An 18,091-nucleotide genomic window follows, 5' to 3' on the forward strand; every position below is an offset into this window, starting at 1 on the left:
CAAGGGAAAAAAGGCATTAACAAAATTGAGATGCCATATTATTAGAGTTCAGAGGTGATCACGATGACGGTCAAGATACGAATCGTGTTTATGATGCTGCTTCTTATCGGTGCATTTTACTTTACGTTCTTCCATGATGATGGGGAGCTCGAAAAAGAAGCGGCAGAAAATGTATCGAAAACAGAAAGTGCAGACGCTGTTGCAGAAGCAGCTCATAGCGTAGACGTTATTTTGGAACGAGTTTACTTGGATGGTGAAGTAAGCGAAGAAATCAAAACGGAGACAATCTGGTCGATGGAAGACTTTTGGGCCGCCTATGCAGCTTGGGAACTTATAGAAATGTCTGAGGACGAAGTGGTGTTTCGGCAGGCAGTCGATGACATCTCTCCATTAATGAAATCAAATGGATACTTTGGGATTTCAGAAGATGGTGTCTTGTCTATTTTTAATGGAAGGCCGGGCCAGGCGGAGATCATTCAGTCCTTTTTCCAGCTTGATGTAGAGAAACTTGAAAGCAAAAAACATGATGAACTGGTAAAAGGGATTCCTGTAAAGTCGAAACAAAGTTATGAAGAGGTAATTCAAAGCTTTCAACCCTACTCCAAAAAAGATGAAGCGTCATTTGAATAGCAGCCGGCTGTCCTTCAGCCGGTTTATTTTTGTTGCAAGGGTAAATTCCTGCAGACTATGTCTTTCTCTTGTTTTTTTGGTAAAATAAGAACAGATGTTTTGGATTTTGTGTTTAACCAGAATCCCATTAAGTATCGAATCTTATGTTACAATGAAGTGATTAAGGGAGAGAAAAAGCAGATGTATGAATATATAAATGGAACCGTAAAAAGAGTGGGGCCTGAATATGTGGTCCTTGAAAACGGAGGTATTGGATATCAGATATTCACCAGTAATCCGTTTCTGTTTTCCAAGTTTGAAAATGAAAGTACAGTGATCTATACATATCAGCATGTAAGAGAAGATATTTTGGCGTTATACGGATTTCTGACAATGGAGGAGAAGCTTCTGTTCATCAAGCTGCTGAATGTTTCAGGTATAGGACCTAAAGGTGCTCTTGCCATACTGGCAGCCGGTGCCCCAGAGCAGGTAATTGCTGCGATTGAAGGGGAAGATGAACGGTTCCTGACCAAATTTCCCGGCGTAGGAAAGAAAACGGCCAGGCAGATGATTCTTGATTTAAAAGGCAAATTGCAGGATGTCGTGCCAGACTACTTTCCAAATCTTTTCCAAGAAGGAAAGCAGGCAGATGCTCCATCCAATGACGAATTAGTCGAAGAGGCGGCACTTGCTTTAAAAGCATTGGGCTATTCAGAAAGAGAAATCAAGAAAGTGACTCCTAAATTGTCTTCTCAAGGTAAAACGACAGATGAACTAATCAAAGAGGCGCTGAAATTATTGCTTAAGTAATGCAAAGAAAGGAGGCAAACAGATGGAAGAAAGAGTTGTGTCATCGGAAGCGGAAACAAACGACCATTCATTTGAACTTTCTTTAAGGCCGCAGACATTAAATCAATATATTGGACAAGATAAAGTAAAAAGTAATTTAGGTATTTTCATCGAGGCAGCAAGAATGAGACAGGAAACCTTGGATCATGTCCTGCTTTATGGACCACCCGGCCTCGGAAAAACAACCCTTGCCGCTGTCATTGCAAATGAAATGCAAGTCAATCTGAGAACAACTTCAGGACCGGCCATTGAAAGGCCAGGGGATCTTGCAGCAATTTTGACCTCGCTGGAACCGGGGGATGTTCTTTTTATTGACGAAATCCATCGTCTGCCCCGCTCTATCGAGGAAGTTCTTTATCCGGCAATGGAAGACTTCTGCCTGGATATTGTCATCGGCAACGGTCCGAGTGCCAGATCTGTACGACTGGATTTGCCTCCTTTTACACTGGTGGGTGCCACCACCAGGGCGGGAGCTCTATCTGCTCCCTTGCGCGACCGGTTTGGCGTCCTGTGCAGATTGGAGTATTATAACGAGGAACAGCTCCGAGAAATTGTTGTCAGGACTTCAGAAATCCTGGAGACTGCGATTGATGGACCTGCCTCTGTCGAATTGGCCAGGCGGTCCCGCGGAACACCGAGAATAGCGAACCGGCTGCTGCGAAGAGTGAGGGATTTTGCCCAGGTCAGAGGTGACGGTGAAATTACCACTGAACTTGCGAGCCATGCCCTCGAACTCTTGCAGGTGGATAAGCTGGGACTCGATCATATTGACCATAAGTTATTAAAAGGTATAATTGAAAGGTTCAAGGGCGGCCCGGTCGGCCTTGATACAATAGCCGCAAGTATAGGTGAGGAATCACACACGATAGAAGATGTATACGAGCCTTACTTGCTGCAGATCGGGTTTTTGCAGCGCACGCCTAGGGGGAGGATTGTGACATCCCTTGTGTACGAACATTTTGGCTTGGAGGTTCCAAAAGCATGACAGGATTGCCGAAAATGATGATGATTGCAGGAGCCCTTTTACTGATTATCGGTTTCCTGATGGCATTCACAAAGCTTGGGAGACTCCCTGGTGACATCATTATCAAAAAAGAGAATTCCACATTTTATTTTCCTTTAATGACGTCGATTATCGTCAGCATTGTATTATCTTTGGTTTTTTACATCCTAGGGAAATTCAAATAAGAAAAAAGTAAGGTGAGAGCTTTGAGAGTTGAAGATTTTGATTTCCATTTGCCGGAGGAACTGATTGCCCAGACACCTCTGGAAAAACGGTCTGAGAGCAGGCTTATGGCCATTGACCGTAAAACCGGCAGCCTGCAGCATAAGAAATTCAAGGATATCGTTGATTTCCTTAAAGAAGGTGACTGCCTTGTCCTCAATGACACCAGGGTGCTTCCTGCCCGTCTTTTTGGTGTTAAAGAAGAAACAGGAGCTAAGATTGAAGTCCTTCTCTTGAAACAAGAAGAGGGCGACAATTGGGAGACGCTTGTTAAACCCGCAAAGAGAGTCAAGAAAGGGACCAGAATCTCATTCGGAGAAGGAAAACTGACCGCTGTCTGTACGGAAGAAAAAGAACAGGGCGGAAGAGTGCTGGAATTTCAGTATGAAGGCATTTTCTACGAAGTACTGGATGAGCTTGGGGAGATGCCTCTTCCTCCATACATAAGCGAAAAGCTTGATGACCAGGACCGGTATCAGACAGTCTTTGCGAGGGAAAGGGGGTCTGCTGCTGCCCCGACTGCCGGTCTTCATTTTACCGATGAATTATTGAATGAAATTCGAGAAAAGGGTGTGCACGTTGCCTTTATCACTTTGCATGTGGGATTAGGTACGTTTCGCCCGGTCTCTGTAGACAGTATTGAGGAACATGACATGCATTCCGAGTTTTATCAGATAACGGAAGGAACGGCGAGGCTTCTAAATGAGGTGAAAGAAAGCGGTGGCAGAATCATTACGGTTGGAACAACTTCTACAAGAACCCTTGAAACTATTGCAACAAAACATGGGGAATTTGTAGAGGAAAGCGGCTGGACAGACATTTTCATCTATCCCGGCTACAAGTTCAAAGCAATTGATGGTCTGGTTACCAATTTCCATCTGCCTAAATCAACCTTGATCATGCTTGTCAGTGCTTTTACAAGCAGGGATATCATCCTTAATGCATACAATACAGCTGTTGAGGAACAGTACAGATTTTTCAGCTTTGGCGACAGCATGCTGATACTGTGAAAATTGGAAGGAGTTAGACGATTTGACTGCTATTCGTTATGAACATATTAAAACTTGTAAACAAACAGGAGCGCGTTTAGGGAAGGTTCATACACCACATGGCTCTTTTGACACGCCGGTCTTCATGCCCGTCGGGACATTGGCAACCGTAAAGACGATGTCTCCTGAGGATTTAAAATCCATGGAAGCAGGGATTATCCTCAGTAATACCTATCACTTGTGGCTGCGCCCGGGCCATGAAATCATTAGGGAAGCAGGCGGCCTCCACAAATTCATGAATTGGGACAAAGCGATTCTTACCGATTCAGGAGGGTTCCAGGTCTTCAGTTTAAGTGAATTCCGGAAGATAGAAGAAGAAGGAGTTCACTTTCGTAATCACCTTAACGGTGACAAGCTGTTCTTAAGCCCTGAGAAAGCGATGGAAATCCAGAATGCCCTGGGATCTGATATCATGATGGCCTTTGATGAATGTCCACCTTATCCTGCTGAACATGACTATATGAAGCGTTCGGTGGAAAGAACTTCAAGATGGGCGGAGCGCTGCTTGGAAGCCCACCAGCGTCCACAAGATCAAGGGTTGTTCGGAATCGTGCAAGGGGGAGAGTATGAAGATCTCCGCCGACAAAGTGCAAAAGATTTAGTATCTCTTGATTTTCCTGGCTATGCGGTGGGCGGCTTATCTGTCGGAGAACCGAAAGATGTCATGAACAGAGTGTTGGAATTTACAACGCCTTTGCTTCCTGATAACAAACCCCGATACCTCATGGGAGTCGGCTCACCTGATGCATTGATTGATGGAGCAATAAGAGGAATCGATATGTTTGACTGTGTCCTTCCTACCAGAATTGCCCGCAATGGGACTCTGATGACAAGCAAAGGACGTCTTGTTGTCAAGAACGCAAAGTTTGCAAGGGATTTCAACCCGATTGATGAGAATTGTGATTGCTACACTTGCAGGAATTACAGCAGAGCCTATATCCGTCACTTGATTAAATGTGATGAATCGTTCGGAATCCGCCTTACGACTTATCATAATCTTCATTTTCTGTTAAAATTAATGGAGCAAGTCAGACAAGCGATCAGAGAAGATCGATTGGGTGACTTTAGAGAAGAATTTTTTGAAGCGTACGGATATAATCGTCCTGATGCAAAAAACTTCTGATTTAGGATGTTCATTCATAAGAATAAAGCATCCTCACAACGAAAGGAGGTACCAGAATGGATACGTTAGCTACTTTAGTTCCTTTACTGCTGATGTTTGTTCTTTTCTACTTTTTGCTGATTCGCCCTCAGCAAAAAAGACAGAAAGCGATTCAGCATATGCAGAATGAATTGCAAAAAGGTGACAGAATCATCACAATCGGCGGTATGCATGGCATTATCGACGCTATTGAGGAAGGCACAATCGTCGTGAAATGCGGAGATGGCAGCCGTCTTACATACGACAGAAATGCTGTTCGTGAAGTTGTGAAAGCATAATTGAACAAAATAAGACCCGCATCTGCTTTAGATGCGGGTCTTATTTTGTCATGAGGATCTTCCCCCGCTGACATTGACACCGAGAATACCGCCCATCATACAAGTGATAATAAAGCAGACATGGTATACCACCTGTTCCATGGAAAACAATGAATCATATCCGAGATACTGAAACAAAAATACTCCAGCAGTGAATATTGCTCCAGTCAGGCCGCCGAGAACAAGGCCCTTTTCCTTCCCTTTTCCTCCAGACATGAAACCTCCGATAAATAAGGCCAGGAATGAAATGATGGTTACCGCCAAGCTGATGGAGCTCTCCTCAAGGCTGGTGAACCGGAGCATGAGTGCAAAAATCAAACTCGCCACAATGGCAATCAGCAGGATTGTCCCCGTTCCATACAAAATCGCACTTCCCATTTTTTTAGCCTCTATAGTCTCCCTCTCCCTTCTTTTCAAACATGAAAAATACAAGCTTTTCCTAGTACAAGCATATTCACGAAAGAAATAAATAGACTATAATTTTTAGTGGCCAAGCATCATACAATGTTAAAAGTATTTAAAGTTGAACGACGAGACAGTTGTTTTGCAATATACAGGTTTCTAAAAGGAGAGGGATGTATGTCACCCTTCATTATATTGGCAGTATTTACAGCCGTTTACATTTTGCTAATAACAGAAAAATGGAACAGGATCCTTGCGAGCATGGCTGGTGGAGCAGCTATGCTTCTTATCGGTGCCTTTACGATAGAAAAAGCATTGTTCACTTATATTGACTGGAAAACGATTACCCTGCTGTTTTCGATGATGCTGATTGTGACTGTGACAAGCAAGACCGGATTTTTTGAATTCCTTGCCATCAGGCTTGCACAGGCTGTCAATGGAAATGGACTTGCCTTGCTGGTAGTCTTTTCACTTCTTTCGGCAGTCGGGTCGGCTTTTTTGGCAAATGTCACGATTGCCATGCTGCTTGTCCCCATCTTGTTCACTCTTACTAAAGTGCTCGACCTCCCGCCGCTGCCGTTCTTAGTCATGATGATCCTGGCGTGTAATATCGGCGGGACTGCCACCCTGATCGGAGACCCGCCAAATATGATGATAGGGCAGGCAGTCGAGCACTTTACCTTTAATGCTTTTCTTCAGAATCTTATGCCAGTAGCTGCCTTGATCCTGGTGATCACGATGATTATTATCTGTTTGATTTACAAAGAAATATTGATTGTAAAAGAAGATAAAAAACTGTTATTGAAAGGGATTAATGCTAAATCGTATTTAAAAAGAAATAATGGACTCATCGCATCCATTAGTGTCCTGGTACTAGTTTTGGCAGGATTTTCTCTTCACCCTGTCCTGCATCTTGACGTCACATCGGTAGCACTGGCAGGGGCAGTATTGATCATGCTCCTTTTGGAAAAAGTATATGATCCCGAGGAAATTTTAAAGGAAGTGGAATGGGGAACGCTATTTTTCTTTATCGGGCTATTCTTACTGGTAGGAGGAATAGAAGAGGCAGGGTTCATCGATGAGATCGCCAGGGAAATCATCAAGCTGACAGAAGGCGATATGAAGACCACATCCTTTGTCATCCTCTGGGGAACAGGTCTGCTCTCTGCCGTAATCGATAATATACCTTTTGTCGCAGCAATGATCCCCGTCATCCAGGAGTTTCAGGAATTCGGCATGGTCAATATGGATCCATTATGGTGGTCTCTTGCACTGGGAGCCTGCCTGGGCGGCAACGGAACATTGCTTGGATCTTCGTCCAATCTCGTTATCGTAGGACTCGCTTCAAAAGAGGATGTACAAATCAAATTTTCCCATTATCTCCTGATCGGTGTGCCTATCACTTTAATTTCGTTAGCAGTCTGTACGGTGTATGTATACTTTAAATACATCGTGCCGTTTATGGGGTATTAGGACATTGCCTCTATAGGAAATGGGATTTACTCGGACAATGTTTGTTTGACCCTATACATGCTTATTTCGACTTAACGGGACTAGAGTCAAGTCTCATGTGCCCGGCAGTTTTTAACAACATTTTATAATGGAGCTAGAGGATAATGTTTTTTTGTAGGTCAAAAAGCGGTAATTATTTGATCCGGTAATAAAAATGTGTAATTGTTCTGCTGCATATCTGTTAATATTCATCAGCATTCTAATCCAGATGATAAAATTAATATAGAAATTTTTAAAAGTTCATTTTAGTGATTTGGCTATAGATAAAATATTTAGTTGATTGGAGCGGAAGGTGTGCGACCTCCTGCGGGACTAGCGGGACAGGTGAGACCCCGCAGGCAAAGCCGAGGAGGCTCACCGCCCGCCCCGCGGAGTCGCACACCTGGAGCGGAAATCTGGCAACAATTTTTTTACAACAACACTCTTTAACACTGCCTTAGAGCTCTATTAGGACAAACCTTATAGTAAAAACTTACCTCTTATCTTTCCTTTTTCCAAGAGCATAATAAATGGTGCAAACGTACCTGAAGGAGGAGAGGGACGTGGAGGAATATTTAATAATTATTGTCCGTACAATCTTCTTATATGCAGTTATACTATTTATTTTCCGGCTGATGGGGAAAAGGGAAATTGGTGAACTGAGTTTATTGGACCTTGTTGTATTCATCATGATAGCGGAAATGGCAGTGCTTGCAATTGAAGAACCTTCAAGCGCTCTGGTGAACACACTTCTGCCTATGGCGGTTCTTATGCTGATTCAAATATTGACAGCCTTTTTATCCATGAAGAGCAAAAAATTCAGGGAAATAGTCGATGGCAAGCCAATCGTCTTAATCAGCCATGGGAAAATTGACGAAAAGGCGATGAAGCGACAGCGCTATAATTTCGATGACCTGCTCCTGCAGCTTAGAGAAAAAGATATCAGCAATCTTGCTGATGTGGAATTTGCGATTCTTGAACCTTCAGGCACATTGTCGGTAATCAAAAAAGAAGAAAATCAAGGAGAGGGGTCGTTGACACTTCCGTTGATTCTTGATGGTATCATCCAGAGAAACCACCTTGATATGATTGGCAAAAATGAATTTTGGCTCAGAAAGAGGCTGAGGGAGAAAAATTATCACCACCTTGAGGACATTTCTTTTTGCAGCTTCCAGAATGGACAATTTTATATTGATTTGCGTGATAAATAAAAGCCATCTCCTGATTTGCCGGAGATGGCTTTTGATATAGGGTTAGTTCATGACAAGTTTGCCGATAAAAGGAATCCTCTTCAAGTCATCCCTGCGGATCAGTTTTACTATTATGGAAAGCACGACATACACGATGCTCGTGATAGTAAGACCGGTTATTAGCCGGAAACCAAGTGGAAGGTTATTTAAAAAGTCGGTGTATAAATAATGCCCGGCAAGTCCTGAACAGGCCATCACCACAACAAACTTGAGATAATCCCTGACATAAATAGTCATAGGAACAGTCTTAAGTATCGTAGCAAAATGAAGCATGGTAACGAGCATAATACCGGTGACAATTCCCAGCGCCGCACCGTATATACCAAATGCAGGCTGTGAAGCCAAAATGAAGATGATGCCTGTTTTGACTACAGCTCCTATCAGGCTGTTGATCATCGCGGCTCTTGCTAAATCAAGTGCCTGGAGGACAGCCTGCAGAGGCCCCTGATAATAATAGAAAAGGAAGAAAGGAGCCATGACCATGATAAAGCCGGCGCCGCTATTGCTTCCATACATGACGGTCATCAACGGGTCTGCGAACACGAATAGCAGCACGACAGCAATTCCGCCGGTGATCAGGCAGAACCTGAGTGCCTGGCTAAGCCGGTGCTCAATCAAGAGGAAGTTGTTTTGTTTGTTGGCTTCACTAACTGCAGGTACCAGAGACGTTGAAAGGGACACAGTGATGAATGAAGGCAAAAACAACAGGGGCAAAGCAAAACCGGTAAGTGAACCGTACTGTTTTGTAGCGAGTGACGTGGCAACCCCTGCCAGTGCCAAGCTGTGAGCGACGACAATCGGTTCGAAAAACCATGAAATCGATCCGATCATACGGCTTCCTGTCGTGGGCAAAGCCACACTCAATAGTTCATTAAGAGTTTTTCGTCCTGATTTTACAGATTTGAAAAAATTTCTCCTGACCTTAAATTTCTTTTTTAATTTAAATGCTGTAAACATATAGAGCAGCGAAGCGAGTTCCCCGATCACAGATGCGGCCATTGCTCCCGCTGCAGCATACTGGATTCCATAAGGAAGAAAGGCTTTGGTCATGAGGGCAATCAAACAAATGCGGACAACCTGCTCTATGACCTGCGAAATCGCGGCAGGCTTCATGTTCTGCCTTCCCTGGAAATAACCTCTTATAACAGAAGAAATGGCGACAATCGGGATGATAGGGGCAATCGCGACTAACGGATAATACGTACGTGAATCGGTAAATAAGGTTTCAGATAGATAGGGGGCAAGCAATATTAAAGCCGGAGTGAAGATCATGGATAAGGAAATGGTTATGGCAAGCGAAACCGCCAGGATCTTCTTGACCTTCTTTATATCTCCTTGTACCTCAGCCTCTGCAACACTTTTAGAAATCGCAACGGGAAGGCCCATCTGCGTAATTGTAATCACAAGTATCAGAGTCGGGAATGCCATCATAAAGAGGCCGACTCCCTCTTCACCAATGAACCTTGCAACGACGATCCTGTTTATAAATCCGAGAATCCGTGTAATTAAGGCAGCTCCCATCAAGATCATAGTGCCTTTTAAAAATTTAGACATCATATTCCCTGCCTTCTCAAAAATCGTAATATCGTATACAATTATCTATATGCATCAGGATGGACAAAGCATGACAAGTTGTTAGCATTTTGAAATGGAGCTGGGAAAATGATGAACGTTTTGCAACATCCGTACAGTAATTTTTTTGAAGATGTAGAGCTTGCACTGGTAAGCAAGGTGGAAGAATTTGAAATGCTGGGATATGGAAAAGCAACTGTAGAAAGCTTATGGACATACCTGTTGAAAAAGAAGTGGAAGAAACCGAAAGAGGAAATACGGATATCAGAACTGGTCAATGACATATTGAGTGTCAAACCAGGCGAATATATGAGCTTTGAAACAGTGGAAGCATACAGATCGCCGAACTGGTTCACTGATTTGAACGAGGATGAGCTGAAAGAGCTGTTAAATCCATCCAAAAACCCCAAAGGATGATAGCATGATATTAAATTGACAGACAATTACATCTAGCTCATAATGGGAATATTGGTATATTCCGTGAGCAGGAAAAAACCTGTTCCGGACAAATGCAAGGAGGACTCATACATAATGGTAAAACGTAGCCGCATTGTTGCCTTCTGTTTAATCGTTCTCTTACTGGGAGGATTAATCGGAAGTACAACAACCAACATTTTGAAAGACATCAAGCTTGGTTTGGACTTGCAGGGCGGGTTCGAAGTCCTGTATCAAGTGGAAGAATTGAATGGTGATGAACCCACAAGTGAAACAGTCGCCAATACGGCAGATGCGCTGGACAAGCGTATCAATGTTCTCGGTGTAAGTGAGCCGAACATCCAGATTGAAGATGGCAACAGGATCCGTGTCCAGTTGGCTGGTGTAGAAGATCAGAATGAAGCAAGACGAATTCTGTCTACACAGGCAAACCTGACTTTCCGTGATATTAACGATGAAGTAAGACTGGATGGTTCTGACTTGGTTACAGGTGGAGCTCAACAGTCATTCAGCCAGCAGAACAGCCCGATCGTTTCCTTGGAGTTAAAAGATAGGGATAAGTTCTACAATTTGACTAAGGAGCTTTCACAAAAACCGTTTCCTGAAAACAAGCTTGTTATCTGGCTTGACTTTGAAGAAGGTGTGGATTCTTATGAAGCAGAAGCTGCAAAAGAGGATCCGAAGTTCTTATCAGACCCAAAAGTTGATGAGCCCATCAACTCGAACGAAGTTCAAATTTACGGTGATTTCACTATAGAAGAAGCACAAAACCTGGCATCCTTGCTGAATGCTGGTGCCCTTCCTGTAAAACTTACTGAAGTGTATTCTACTTCAGTCGGGGCAAAATTTGGTGAGCAGGCAATGGATAAAACGGTGACGGCAGGGCTGATCGGTATTGCGATCGTTTTCTTGTTCATGTTGATTTTCTACCGTTTCCCAGGGTTTATCGCGATGATCACTTTATCTGTTTATATTTATCTGATTCTGTGGATATTCGACATGATGAACGGGGTCCTGACACTGCCGGGAATCGCAGCCCTGATACTCGGGGTCGGTATGGCAGTCGATGCCAATATCATCACATATGAAAGAATAAAAGAGGAAATGAAAGTTGGAAAGAGTGTCCGGGCGGCATTCCAGGCGGGAAATAAATCTTCGTTCATGACGATTCTGGATGCCAACGTGACGACAATTCTGGCAGGTGCTGTTCTATTCTACTTTGGGACAAGCTCTGTAAAAGGATTTGCAACAATGCTGATCGTCAGCATTCTGACAAGCTTCCTGACTGCGGTATGGGGATCCCGCCTGCTTCTTGGCCTATGGATCAACAGCCGGGCGTTCAACAAAAAGCCTTCATGGATGGGTGTTAATCCTAAAGATATAAAAGATATTGCAGACAATTATGACACGCTTGACCTTCCGACTGCATATGACAAGTTTGATTTTGCCAAACAGCGAAATAAATTCTTTGCGATATCAGGAGTTTTGATTGCGGCTGGTCTTATCATACTTGCCATCTTCCGGCTTAATCTCGGAATTGATTTTGCGGCGGGTACTCGGATGGAGATTCTATCTGATTCAAGCTTGACATCAGACAGCCTGACAGAGGAACTTGAAGAAGTTGGGTTCCCATCAGATGAGATTGTTATATCAGGCGACAACAATGAAATTGGCGTCGTACGATATACGGATGTATTGACTAAAGAGGAAATTGCCGAGTTAAAGACTCACTTTACTGAAGCTTACGGTGCGGAACCAAATATCAGTACCGTGTCGCCGGTCATCGGGAAAGAACTGGCGAAAAATGCCATGATCGCCGTTGCGATTGCTTCCGTAGGCATCATCATTTATGTGACGCTTCGCTTTGAATGGCAAATGGCAGTCGGAGCGATTGCAGCACTTCTGCATGATGCATTCTTTATCATTGCCTTCTTCAGTTTGACCCGTCTGGAGGTCGACCTGACATTCATTGCAGCGGTATTGACAATTGTCGGTTATTCCATCAATGATACAATTGTTACGTTCGACAGGCTCAGGGAGAATCTGCAGAAGAAACGCAGATTGAAAACCAACGAAGATATAGAAGAAGTCGTGAACAAAAGTTTGCGTCAAACACTTACGCGTTCAGTAAGTACAGTTATTACGGTGGTGTTTACCGTCATTGCACTGATGATTTTCGGAAGCCAGTCAATCACGAACTTCTCCATTGCATTGCTTGTCGGTTTAATTTCCGGTACTTACTCTTCTGTATTCATTGCATCTCAGCTGTGGCTGGTGCTGAAGAAACGGGAATTGAAGAAAAAAGGAACCATCATTACGTTCAAAGAGAAAAAGAAAATCTCAGACGAACCTCAAGTATAATAAGAATGCTGAAAGGACGAGTTTTCAGGCAGGTGTCTGCCTGGGATACTCGTCCTTTTAAGCGTTTTGGGAGATACTTTACAGTTAAATAGGTTACAATAAAGTGGAATAAGGGGGGACAACTTTGAGTACAGATGATCGTTTTAAGAAAGCTGAATTTGCCGCGATGGTCGGTGTAGTAGGAAACATCCTGCTGGCAGGGGTAAAATGGTGGGCAGGAGTGGCTGGAAACAGTAAAGCACTGATTGCCGATGCAGTCCACTCGGCTTCTGATGTGGCAGGGTCACTCGCAGTATACATAGGATTGCGCGCAGCTAAGCAGCCGCCGGATGAGGACCACCCATACGGACATGGAAAAGCAGAATCCATTGCTGCGATCATCGTAGCGGTGCTTTTGTTTCTGGTTGGTATCGAAATTGGCAAGTCCTCTATCGAATCATTCTTCCACCCGATACAGGCACCTACATCCATAGCCATTTATGCCGTCATCTTTTCCATTGTGGTAAAAGAAGTGATGTTTCAATACAAGTACAGACTGGGTAAAAAGTTAAAAAGTGATGCGCTTATTGTAAATGCGTATGAGCATCGTTCTGATGTCTATTCTTCGATTGCAGCGCTGATAGGTATTGGGGCAGCCATGCTCGGCGGCGTGCTGGATATCGAATGGCTTGTCTATGGAGATCCGGTAGCAGGGGTGTTCGTTTCTCTGCTGGTCTTGAAAATGGCCTGGAAGCTGGGGGCGGAATCCATTCATAATACCCTCGACCATGTGCTTCATGATGAAGATACACAGGAATTGAGAGCAGCCGTCAGCGAAGTTGAAGGTGTATTGGAAATTAATGAACTGCATGCCAGAGAGCACGGCCATTATGTAATAGTTGATTTGAAAATCAGCGTCGATCCCCATATTACCGTAGAAGAAGGGCACCGAGTGGGTAAGAATGTGAAGAAACGGCTGCTTGAAGCACCTGAAGTGCAGGATGTTTTCATACACATTAATCCATATAATGTAGAAGAAGAGGAAGATGAAAGCGTAGACCTAACATAAGGGAGGGAGACATATGAAATTTCAATGGAACTTGATCCTCGGATTGGCCTTTGCTCTGATCGTTGCTATTTTCGCAGTTATCAATGTCGATCCGGTAAGAGTGAATTACCTTTTTGGTGAGGCAGAATGGCCGTTGATTTTAGTTATTATCGGATCAGTTCTCATGGGAGGGCTGATTGTCGGTTCGGTCGGCCTGTTCCGTTTATTTGTCGTCCAGAGAAAGTTGAAAGCAGCTCAAAAAGAGAATGAGAGGCTGAAAAAGGAAGCAGAAGAAAAAGAGACTCTTCCTGAAAGTGAACCTGTACCAGCACATGAAGAACATATCGAAGCTGGAGGGGAAGAACAAAACCGGATGTAACCTGGAAGAAAGACGATTCGCAGCTGAGCTAAGCAGTTCACTTTATAGGTACAAAATGTAAAAATCCAAAGTCTTTAGCATACGAATTCGCACCATTATTCGTATGCTTTTTTTGGGTATTACAGCAAGTCATCTACTATCAAGTGTTTTTTCGCATCTAGTTTCGTACACGTTTCCACAACTCTGAAATAAATATTGTAGTCTTGCGAATTATGTCGCGGATTTACTGTTTGAAAGACGGCTTTTCTTCAAGTAACAACGCCGTTTGTTCACTGAGTGGCCCCACCCCGCCATCCAAGAGAGGAATCTAATAGGCCCAAAGGAAATCAGCAGCATGAGCTGATAAAAATAAGGGGAGAATTTCCCCTTATTTAGGAAATGGCATTAAAAATAGTTAAAATAAAGGGAATATTTACCGCTATTCATTAGAAAAGCATGAAAAATGGGGTGCTTTGCCAGGAATAAGGGGAAAATCTCCCCTTATTTATAGTGAACTCAGCTATGTTTTGCAGTTTAAGGGGAATTTCTCCCTCTATTTTATGGATCTGTGACCCCTCACTTAAGGATAGGACTTTCTATAATTAAAAAATCACCTTCCACGATCCTGCTCCTTCCCCTTCACCTTATCATTTTCTTTCAGTCAGGCCGATAGTTTTGGCTGCACTTTACCTTACGAATCAGGGTGCAGATTAGTATGCGATTTCATAGGAAAAAAGCAATTCAATTAAGGAGACAAATAGTGCTTTTGTACTCCAAAATTGAACTACTTGCAGCTGAGGCGGATTATCCTTTTTTGTCTAATTACATTTCACATATTCACCCCACCACTTCTCTGCCATATTTCTCTGATTGAAGTACCACAATCCATTTTGTATAATAGGAAAGGCTGAGGGGTGAACGTATGTTGAAATCTAAATCCCGCTGGTTAGTGAAAGACCATGGGGAGAATTATATAAATAGACTGCAAGATGAGCTGAATGTCCCGGCGATTGTCAGCAAGCTGCTGGTGAACAGGGGAATTACCGAAATTGATGAAGCGCGACATTTTTTATACGGGAAAGAAGAGCCATTTCATGATCCATATCTTCTTATGGATATGGATAAAGCGGTAGAACGTGTGAAGAAAGCTATTAACGAAGGGGAAGCCATCCTGATTTTTGGAGATTATGATGCCGATGGTGTAAGCTCCACTTCCACCATGATGCAGACTCTCTTGGATTTAGGGGCTGAAGTACATTTCTATATACCAAATCGCTTTACCGAAGGTTACGGCCCAAATGAGAATGCTTTCCGATGGGCAGCAGATGAAGGGTTCTCTTTAGTCATCACCGTAGATACTGGCATAGCGGCCGTGAAAGAGGCACAGCTGGCGAAAGAACTGGGTATGGATTTAATCATCACAGACCACCATGAGCCAGGTCCTGAGCTTCCGGAAGCACTGGCGATCCTTCATCCCAAAAGGGAGGGCAGTACATATCCTTTTGCGGATTTGGCTGGTGTAGGAGTTGCCTTTAAATTTGCCCATGCGTTGTATGGGAAATTTCCAGATCACCTGCTAGATCTCGCTGCAATCGGTACAATTGCCGATCTTGTCCCTTTAAAAGGAGAAAACCGGGCTATAGCCAAACAAGGATTGGCAAAGTTGCGAAACAGCAAAAGGCCTGGTATTGCAGCACTTTGCAAGGCAGCCAATGCACAACAGAATGAGATTACCGAAGAAACCGTGGGGTTTGCGATTGCTCCAAGAATCAATGCAATCGGCAGGCTGGGAGATGCCGATCCGGCAGTAGACCTGATGCTGTCAGAAGATATCGAAGAATCGACGGCGATTGCCGTTGAGATTGATGGAATCAACAAAGAAAGGCAGGCCATTGTTAACCAGATGACCCAAGAAGCTGTCGAGATGGTGGAAACAGAGTTTCCTCTTGAAGAAAACTCTGTGCTGGTCATAGGGAAAGAAGGCTGGAATTCCGGAGTTGTCGGGATTGTCGCATCCAGGCTGGTCGAAAAATTTTACCGGCCGGTCATTGTGTTAAGCTTTGATAGTGAGAAGGGGACAGCCAAGGGTTCTGCCCGCAGTATTGTTGGGTTTGATCTGTTTCACAATCTTTCACGCTGCAGAGAACTGCTTCCTCATTTTGGAGGACATCCAATGGCAGCAGGCATGACGCTTGAGTTATCTGATGTAAGTGAACTGAGAAACAGATTGAACTCTTTTGCGGAAGAACTGCTTACGGCTGAAGATTTTATTCCATTGACAGAACTTGATGCAGCAATACGCCTTGAGGAAGTAGATGTCGAGACAATTGAATCGTTGGAACTCCTTGCTCCTTTTGGTATGGGAAACCCCAAACCAAAAATGCTGATTGAAGGAGTTTCCATTTCCGGAATGAGGAAAATCGGCGGCAATAAAGACCATCTCAAGCTTTCTTTGCAAAAAGATGTGCATACTTTGGACAGCGTCGGATTTGGAATGGGTGAGTTTGCCGATCATATTTCTCCACTGGCAGAAGTATCAGTCATTGGTGAACTATCCATCAATGAATGGAATAATATCAGGAAACCCCAGCTGTTTCTTAAAGACCTTACAATTGACCAATGGCAGCTGTTTGATATGAGGGGAATCAAGCCGTTTCAAAGATGGTTCCAGAAGGTGCCTCCTTCAAACAGAAAGATAATTGCTTTTAAGCAAGCAACAATTGATCGAATGCCTCTGGATGAATATCGTAATGACGTGTTGTTAATTTCTTCTCATGAAGAAGCAGCAAGTTTCTCATATAAAACGGCAAGCCTCATTCTATTGGACATGCCTCCTTCAGGAGAATGGCTTGAGACAGTTGTAAAGAACACAGAACCGGAGAGGGTCTATGCCCACTTTGACCATGAAGAAGATCACTTTTTCAGCACTGTGCCGACAAGGGACCATTTTAAATGGTATTATGGCTTTCTGTTAAAAAGGGACTCTTTTGACCTTGAAAAAAATGGCGGCCAGCTTGCGAAGCATAAGGGATGGTCACGAGAAACAATTGAATTCATGTCAAAGGTGTTTTTTGAACTGGATTTTGTTACAATAAAAAATGGATTGATTTCCGTGAATCCTGTCAAAGTTAAGAGAGATTTGGAAGAATCGATTACCTACCGACAGAAACAGGAACAACTTAATTTAGAGAATGAATTGTTGTATTCATCTTATCAGGAACTTAAGAACTGGTTTGATAAGAAGACTGGACTGGTCTGCAACATATGAGGAGGATTTTTAAGCATGGACTTAAAACAATACGTGACAATCGTCGAAAACTGGCCTAAAGAAGGTATTAGATTCAAAGATATCACAACATTGATGGATAACGGCGATGCGTATAAATATGCTACTGATCAAATTGTTGAATATGCAAAAGAAAAAGAAATTGACCTGGTTGTAGGACCTGAAGCACGAGGTTTCATCATTGGCTGCCCTGTTGCCTATGCACTAGGAGTAGGGTTTGCACCTGTGCGCAAACCGGGCAAACTTCCTCGCGAAACAATTCAGGTTCAATACGGGCTTGAGTATGGAAAAGACTCTTTAACAATCCATAAAGATGCCATCAAACCTGGACAGCGCGTCCTGATCACGGATGATTTACTTGCAACAGGCGGTACAATCGAAGCAACAATCAAACTGGTAGAGGAACTGGGCGGCATCGTAGCCGGCACAGCCTTCCTTATTGAGTTGACATATCTTGACGGCCGTGAAAAATTGCAAGGGCATGATATCCTGACTCTGATGCAATACTAAAAAAGCCCAATATCATGATGAAAAGGACTGAAGAGAAAAGGGGGGGGAACCGCCTTTGTCGCTTTAGTCCTTTTTTGTATCTTTAGGTACCTGCTGAATGAATATTGGAAAATTGAGAAGGAAATTGTGAGCTGTACAGCATAAAGAAAAAATGATATGCAAATATTTTTCGACAAAATCGGCAGTTT

Annotated in this window: 17 protein-coding genes; 15 read left to right on the plus strand and 2 right to left on the minus strand. The window is 43.4% G+C overall.

The window, feature by feature from the left end; translation table 11 throughout:
* The first annotated feature begins 63 nt into the window (after positions 1 to 63).
* From M1E09_RS05780 to yajC, 7 genes are all read left to right on the plus strand, one after another.
* Positions 64 to 630 carry a BofC C-terminal domain-containing protein gene (locus M1E09_RS05780; protein WP_456273903.1) on the plus strand — a complete coding sequence of 189 codons (567 nt, stop codon included), beginning with the start codon at positions 64 to 66 and terminating at the stop codon, positions 628 to 630.
* A 180-nt stretch (positions 631 to 810) separates the two neighbouring features.
* Positions 811 to 1,419, plus strand: a complete 609-nt coding sequence (ruvA, locus tag M1E09_RS05785; protein WP_456273904.1) for a Holliday junction branch migration protein RuvA — start codon at positions 811 to 813, stop codon at positions 1,417 to 1,419.
* Positions 1,420 to 1,441: 22 nt separating this feature from the next.
* Positions 1,442 to 2,443 (plus strand): Holliday junction branch migration DNA helicase RuvB, encoded by a 1,002-nt coding sequence (gene ruvB / locus M1E09_RS05790; RefSeq protein WP_456273905.1) that lies wholly within the window; start codon positions 1,442 to 1,444, stop codon positions 2,441 to 2,443.
* Complete coding sequence (locus M1E09_RS05795; protein ID WP_456273906.1) at positions 2,440 to 2,646, plus strand: DUF2905 domain-containing protein; 207 nt, start codon at positions 2,440 to 2,442, stop codon at positions 2,644 to 2,646. The genes ruvB and M1E09_RS05795 overlap by 4 nt, the downstream gene beginning before the upstream one ends.
* 21 nt (positions 2,647 to 2,667) lie before the next feature.
* The gene (gene queA / locus M1E09_RS05800) at positions 2,668 to 3,693 is read left to right on the plus strand and encodes a tRNA preQ1(34) S-adenosylmethionine ribosyltransferase-isomerase QueA (RefSeq protein ID WP_456273907.1); all 1,026 of its coding nucleotides are present in this window, start codon (positions 2,668 to 2,670) and stop codon (positions 3,691 to 3,693) included.
* A 22-nt stretch (positions 3,694 to 3,715) separates the two neighbouring features.
* Entirely contained in the window at positions 3,716 to 4,855 is a 1,140-nt protein-coding gene (tgt, locus tag M1E09_RS05805; protein ID WP_456273908.1) for a tRNA guanosine(34) transglycosylase Tgt, read from the plus strand.
* Between the two features lie 56 nt (positions 4,856 to 4,911).
* On the plus strand, positions 4,912 to 5,172 hold the full coding sequence (gene yajC, locus M1E09_RS05810) for a preprotein translocase subunit YajC (protein ID WP_456273909.1): 261 nt from the start codon (positions 4,912 to 4,914) through the stop codon (positions 5,170 to 5,172).
* Between the two features lie 48 nt (positions 5,173 to 5,220).
* On the opposite strand, the gene M1E09_RS05815 is transcribed toward yajC, so the two are convergent.
* Positions 5,221 to 5,589 carry a TIGR04086 family membrane protein gene (locus tag M1E09_RS05815; RefSeq protein WP_456273910.1) on the minus strand — a complete coding sequence of 123 codons (369 nt, stop codon included), beginning with the start codon at positions 5,587 to 5,589 and terminating at the stop codon, positions 5,221 to 5,223.
* A gap of 201 nt (positions 5,590 to 5,790) precedes the next feature.
* On the opposite strand from M1E09_RS05815, the gene M1E09_RS05820 reads away from it, so the two are divergent.
* Positions 5,791 to 7,086, plus strand: a complete 1,296-nt coding sequence (locus M1E09_RS05820; RefSeq protein WP_456273911.1) for an ArsB/NhaD family transporter — start codon at positions 5,791 to 5,793, stop codon at positions 7,084 to 7,086.
* A 581-nt stretch (positions 7,087 to 7,667) separates the two neighbouring features.
* Positions 7,668 to 8,315 carry a DUF421 domain-containing protein gene (locus M1E09_RS05825; protein ID WP_456273912.1) on the plus strand — a complete coding sequence of 216 codons (648 nt, stop codon included), beginning with the start codon at positions 7,668 to 7,670 and terminating at the stop codon, positions 8,313 to 8,315.
* 42 nt (positions 8,316 to 8,357) lie between these two features.
* Here M1E09_RS05825 and spoVB read toward each other — a convergent pair whose 3' ends face one another.
* Entirely contained in the window at positions 8,358 to 9,908 is a 1,551-nt protein-coding gene (gene spoVB / locus M1E09_RS05830) for a stage V sporulation protein B (protein WP_456274911.1), read from the minus strand.
* A 108-nt stretch (positions 9,909 to 10,016) separates the two neighbouring features.
* On the opposite strand from spoVB, the gene M1E09_RS05835 reads away from it, so the two are divergent.
* The 6 genes from M1E09_RS05835 to M1E09_RS05860 all read left to right on the plus strand — a co-directional run bounded on the left by M1E09_RS05835 (position 10,017) and on the right by M1E09_RS05860 (position 17,903).
* A complete protein-coding gene (locus M1E09_RS05835) occupies positions 10,017 to 10,343 on the plus strand; it encodes a post-transcriptional regulator (protein ID WP_456273913.1) in 327 nt (108 codons plus the stop codon).
* Positions 10,344 to 10,457: 114 nt separating this feature from the next.
* Positions 10,458 to 12,722: a protein translocase subunit SecDF gene (gene secDF, locus M1E09_RS05840; protein WP_456273914.1), complete on the plus strand. Its 2,265-nt coding sequence runs from the start codon at positions 10,458 to 10,460 to the stop codon at positions 12,720 to 12,722.
* 166 nt (positions 12,723 to 12,888) lie between these two features.
* On the plus strand, positions 12,889 to 13,770 hold the full coding sequence (locus tag M1E09_RS05845) for a cation diffusion facilitator family transporter (RefSeq protein ID WP_456274912.1): 882 nt from the start codon (positions 12,889 to 12,891) through the stop codon (positions 13,768 to 13,770).
* A 13-nt stretch (positions 13,771 to 13,783) separates the two neighbouring features.
* Complete coding sequence (locus M1E09_RS05850; protein ID WP_456273915.1) at positions 13,784 to 14,128, plus strand: LapA family protein; 345 nt, start codon at positions 13,784 to 13,786, stop codon at positions 14,126 to 14,128.
* Between the two features lie 901 nt (positions 14,129 to 15,029).
* Positions 15,030 to 17,375, plus strand: a complete 2,346-nt coding sequence (recJ, locus tag M1E09_RS05855) for a single-stranded-DNA-specific exonuclease RecJ (RefSeq protein ID WP_456273916.1) — start codon at positions 15,030 to 15,032, stop codon at positions 17,373 to 17,375.
* A gap of 15 nt (positions 17,376 to 17,390) precedes the next feature.
* Complete coding sequence (locus M1E09_RS05860; protein ID WP_456273917.1) at positions 17,391 to 17,903, plus strand: adenine phosphoribosyltransferase; 513 nt, start codon at positions 17,391 to 17,393, stop codon at positions 17,901 to 17,903.
* Positions 17,904 to 18,091: the final 188 nt, after the last annotated feature.

It is taken from the genome of Bacillus sp. AK031, assembly GCF_053903065.1.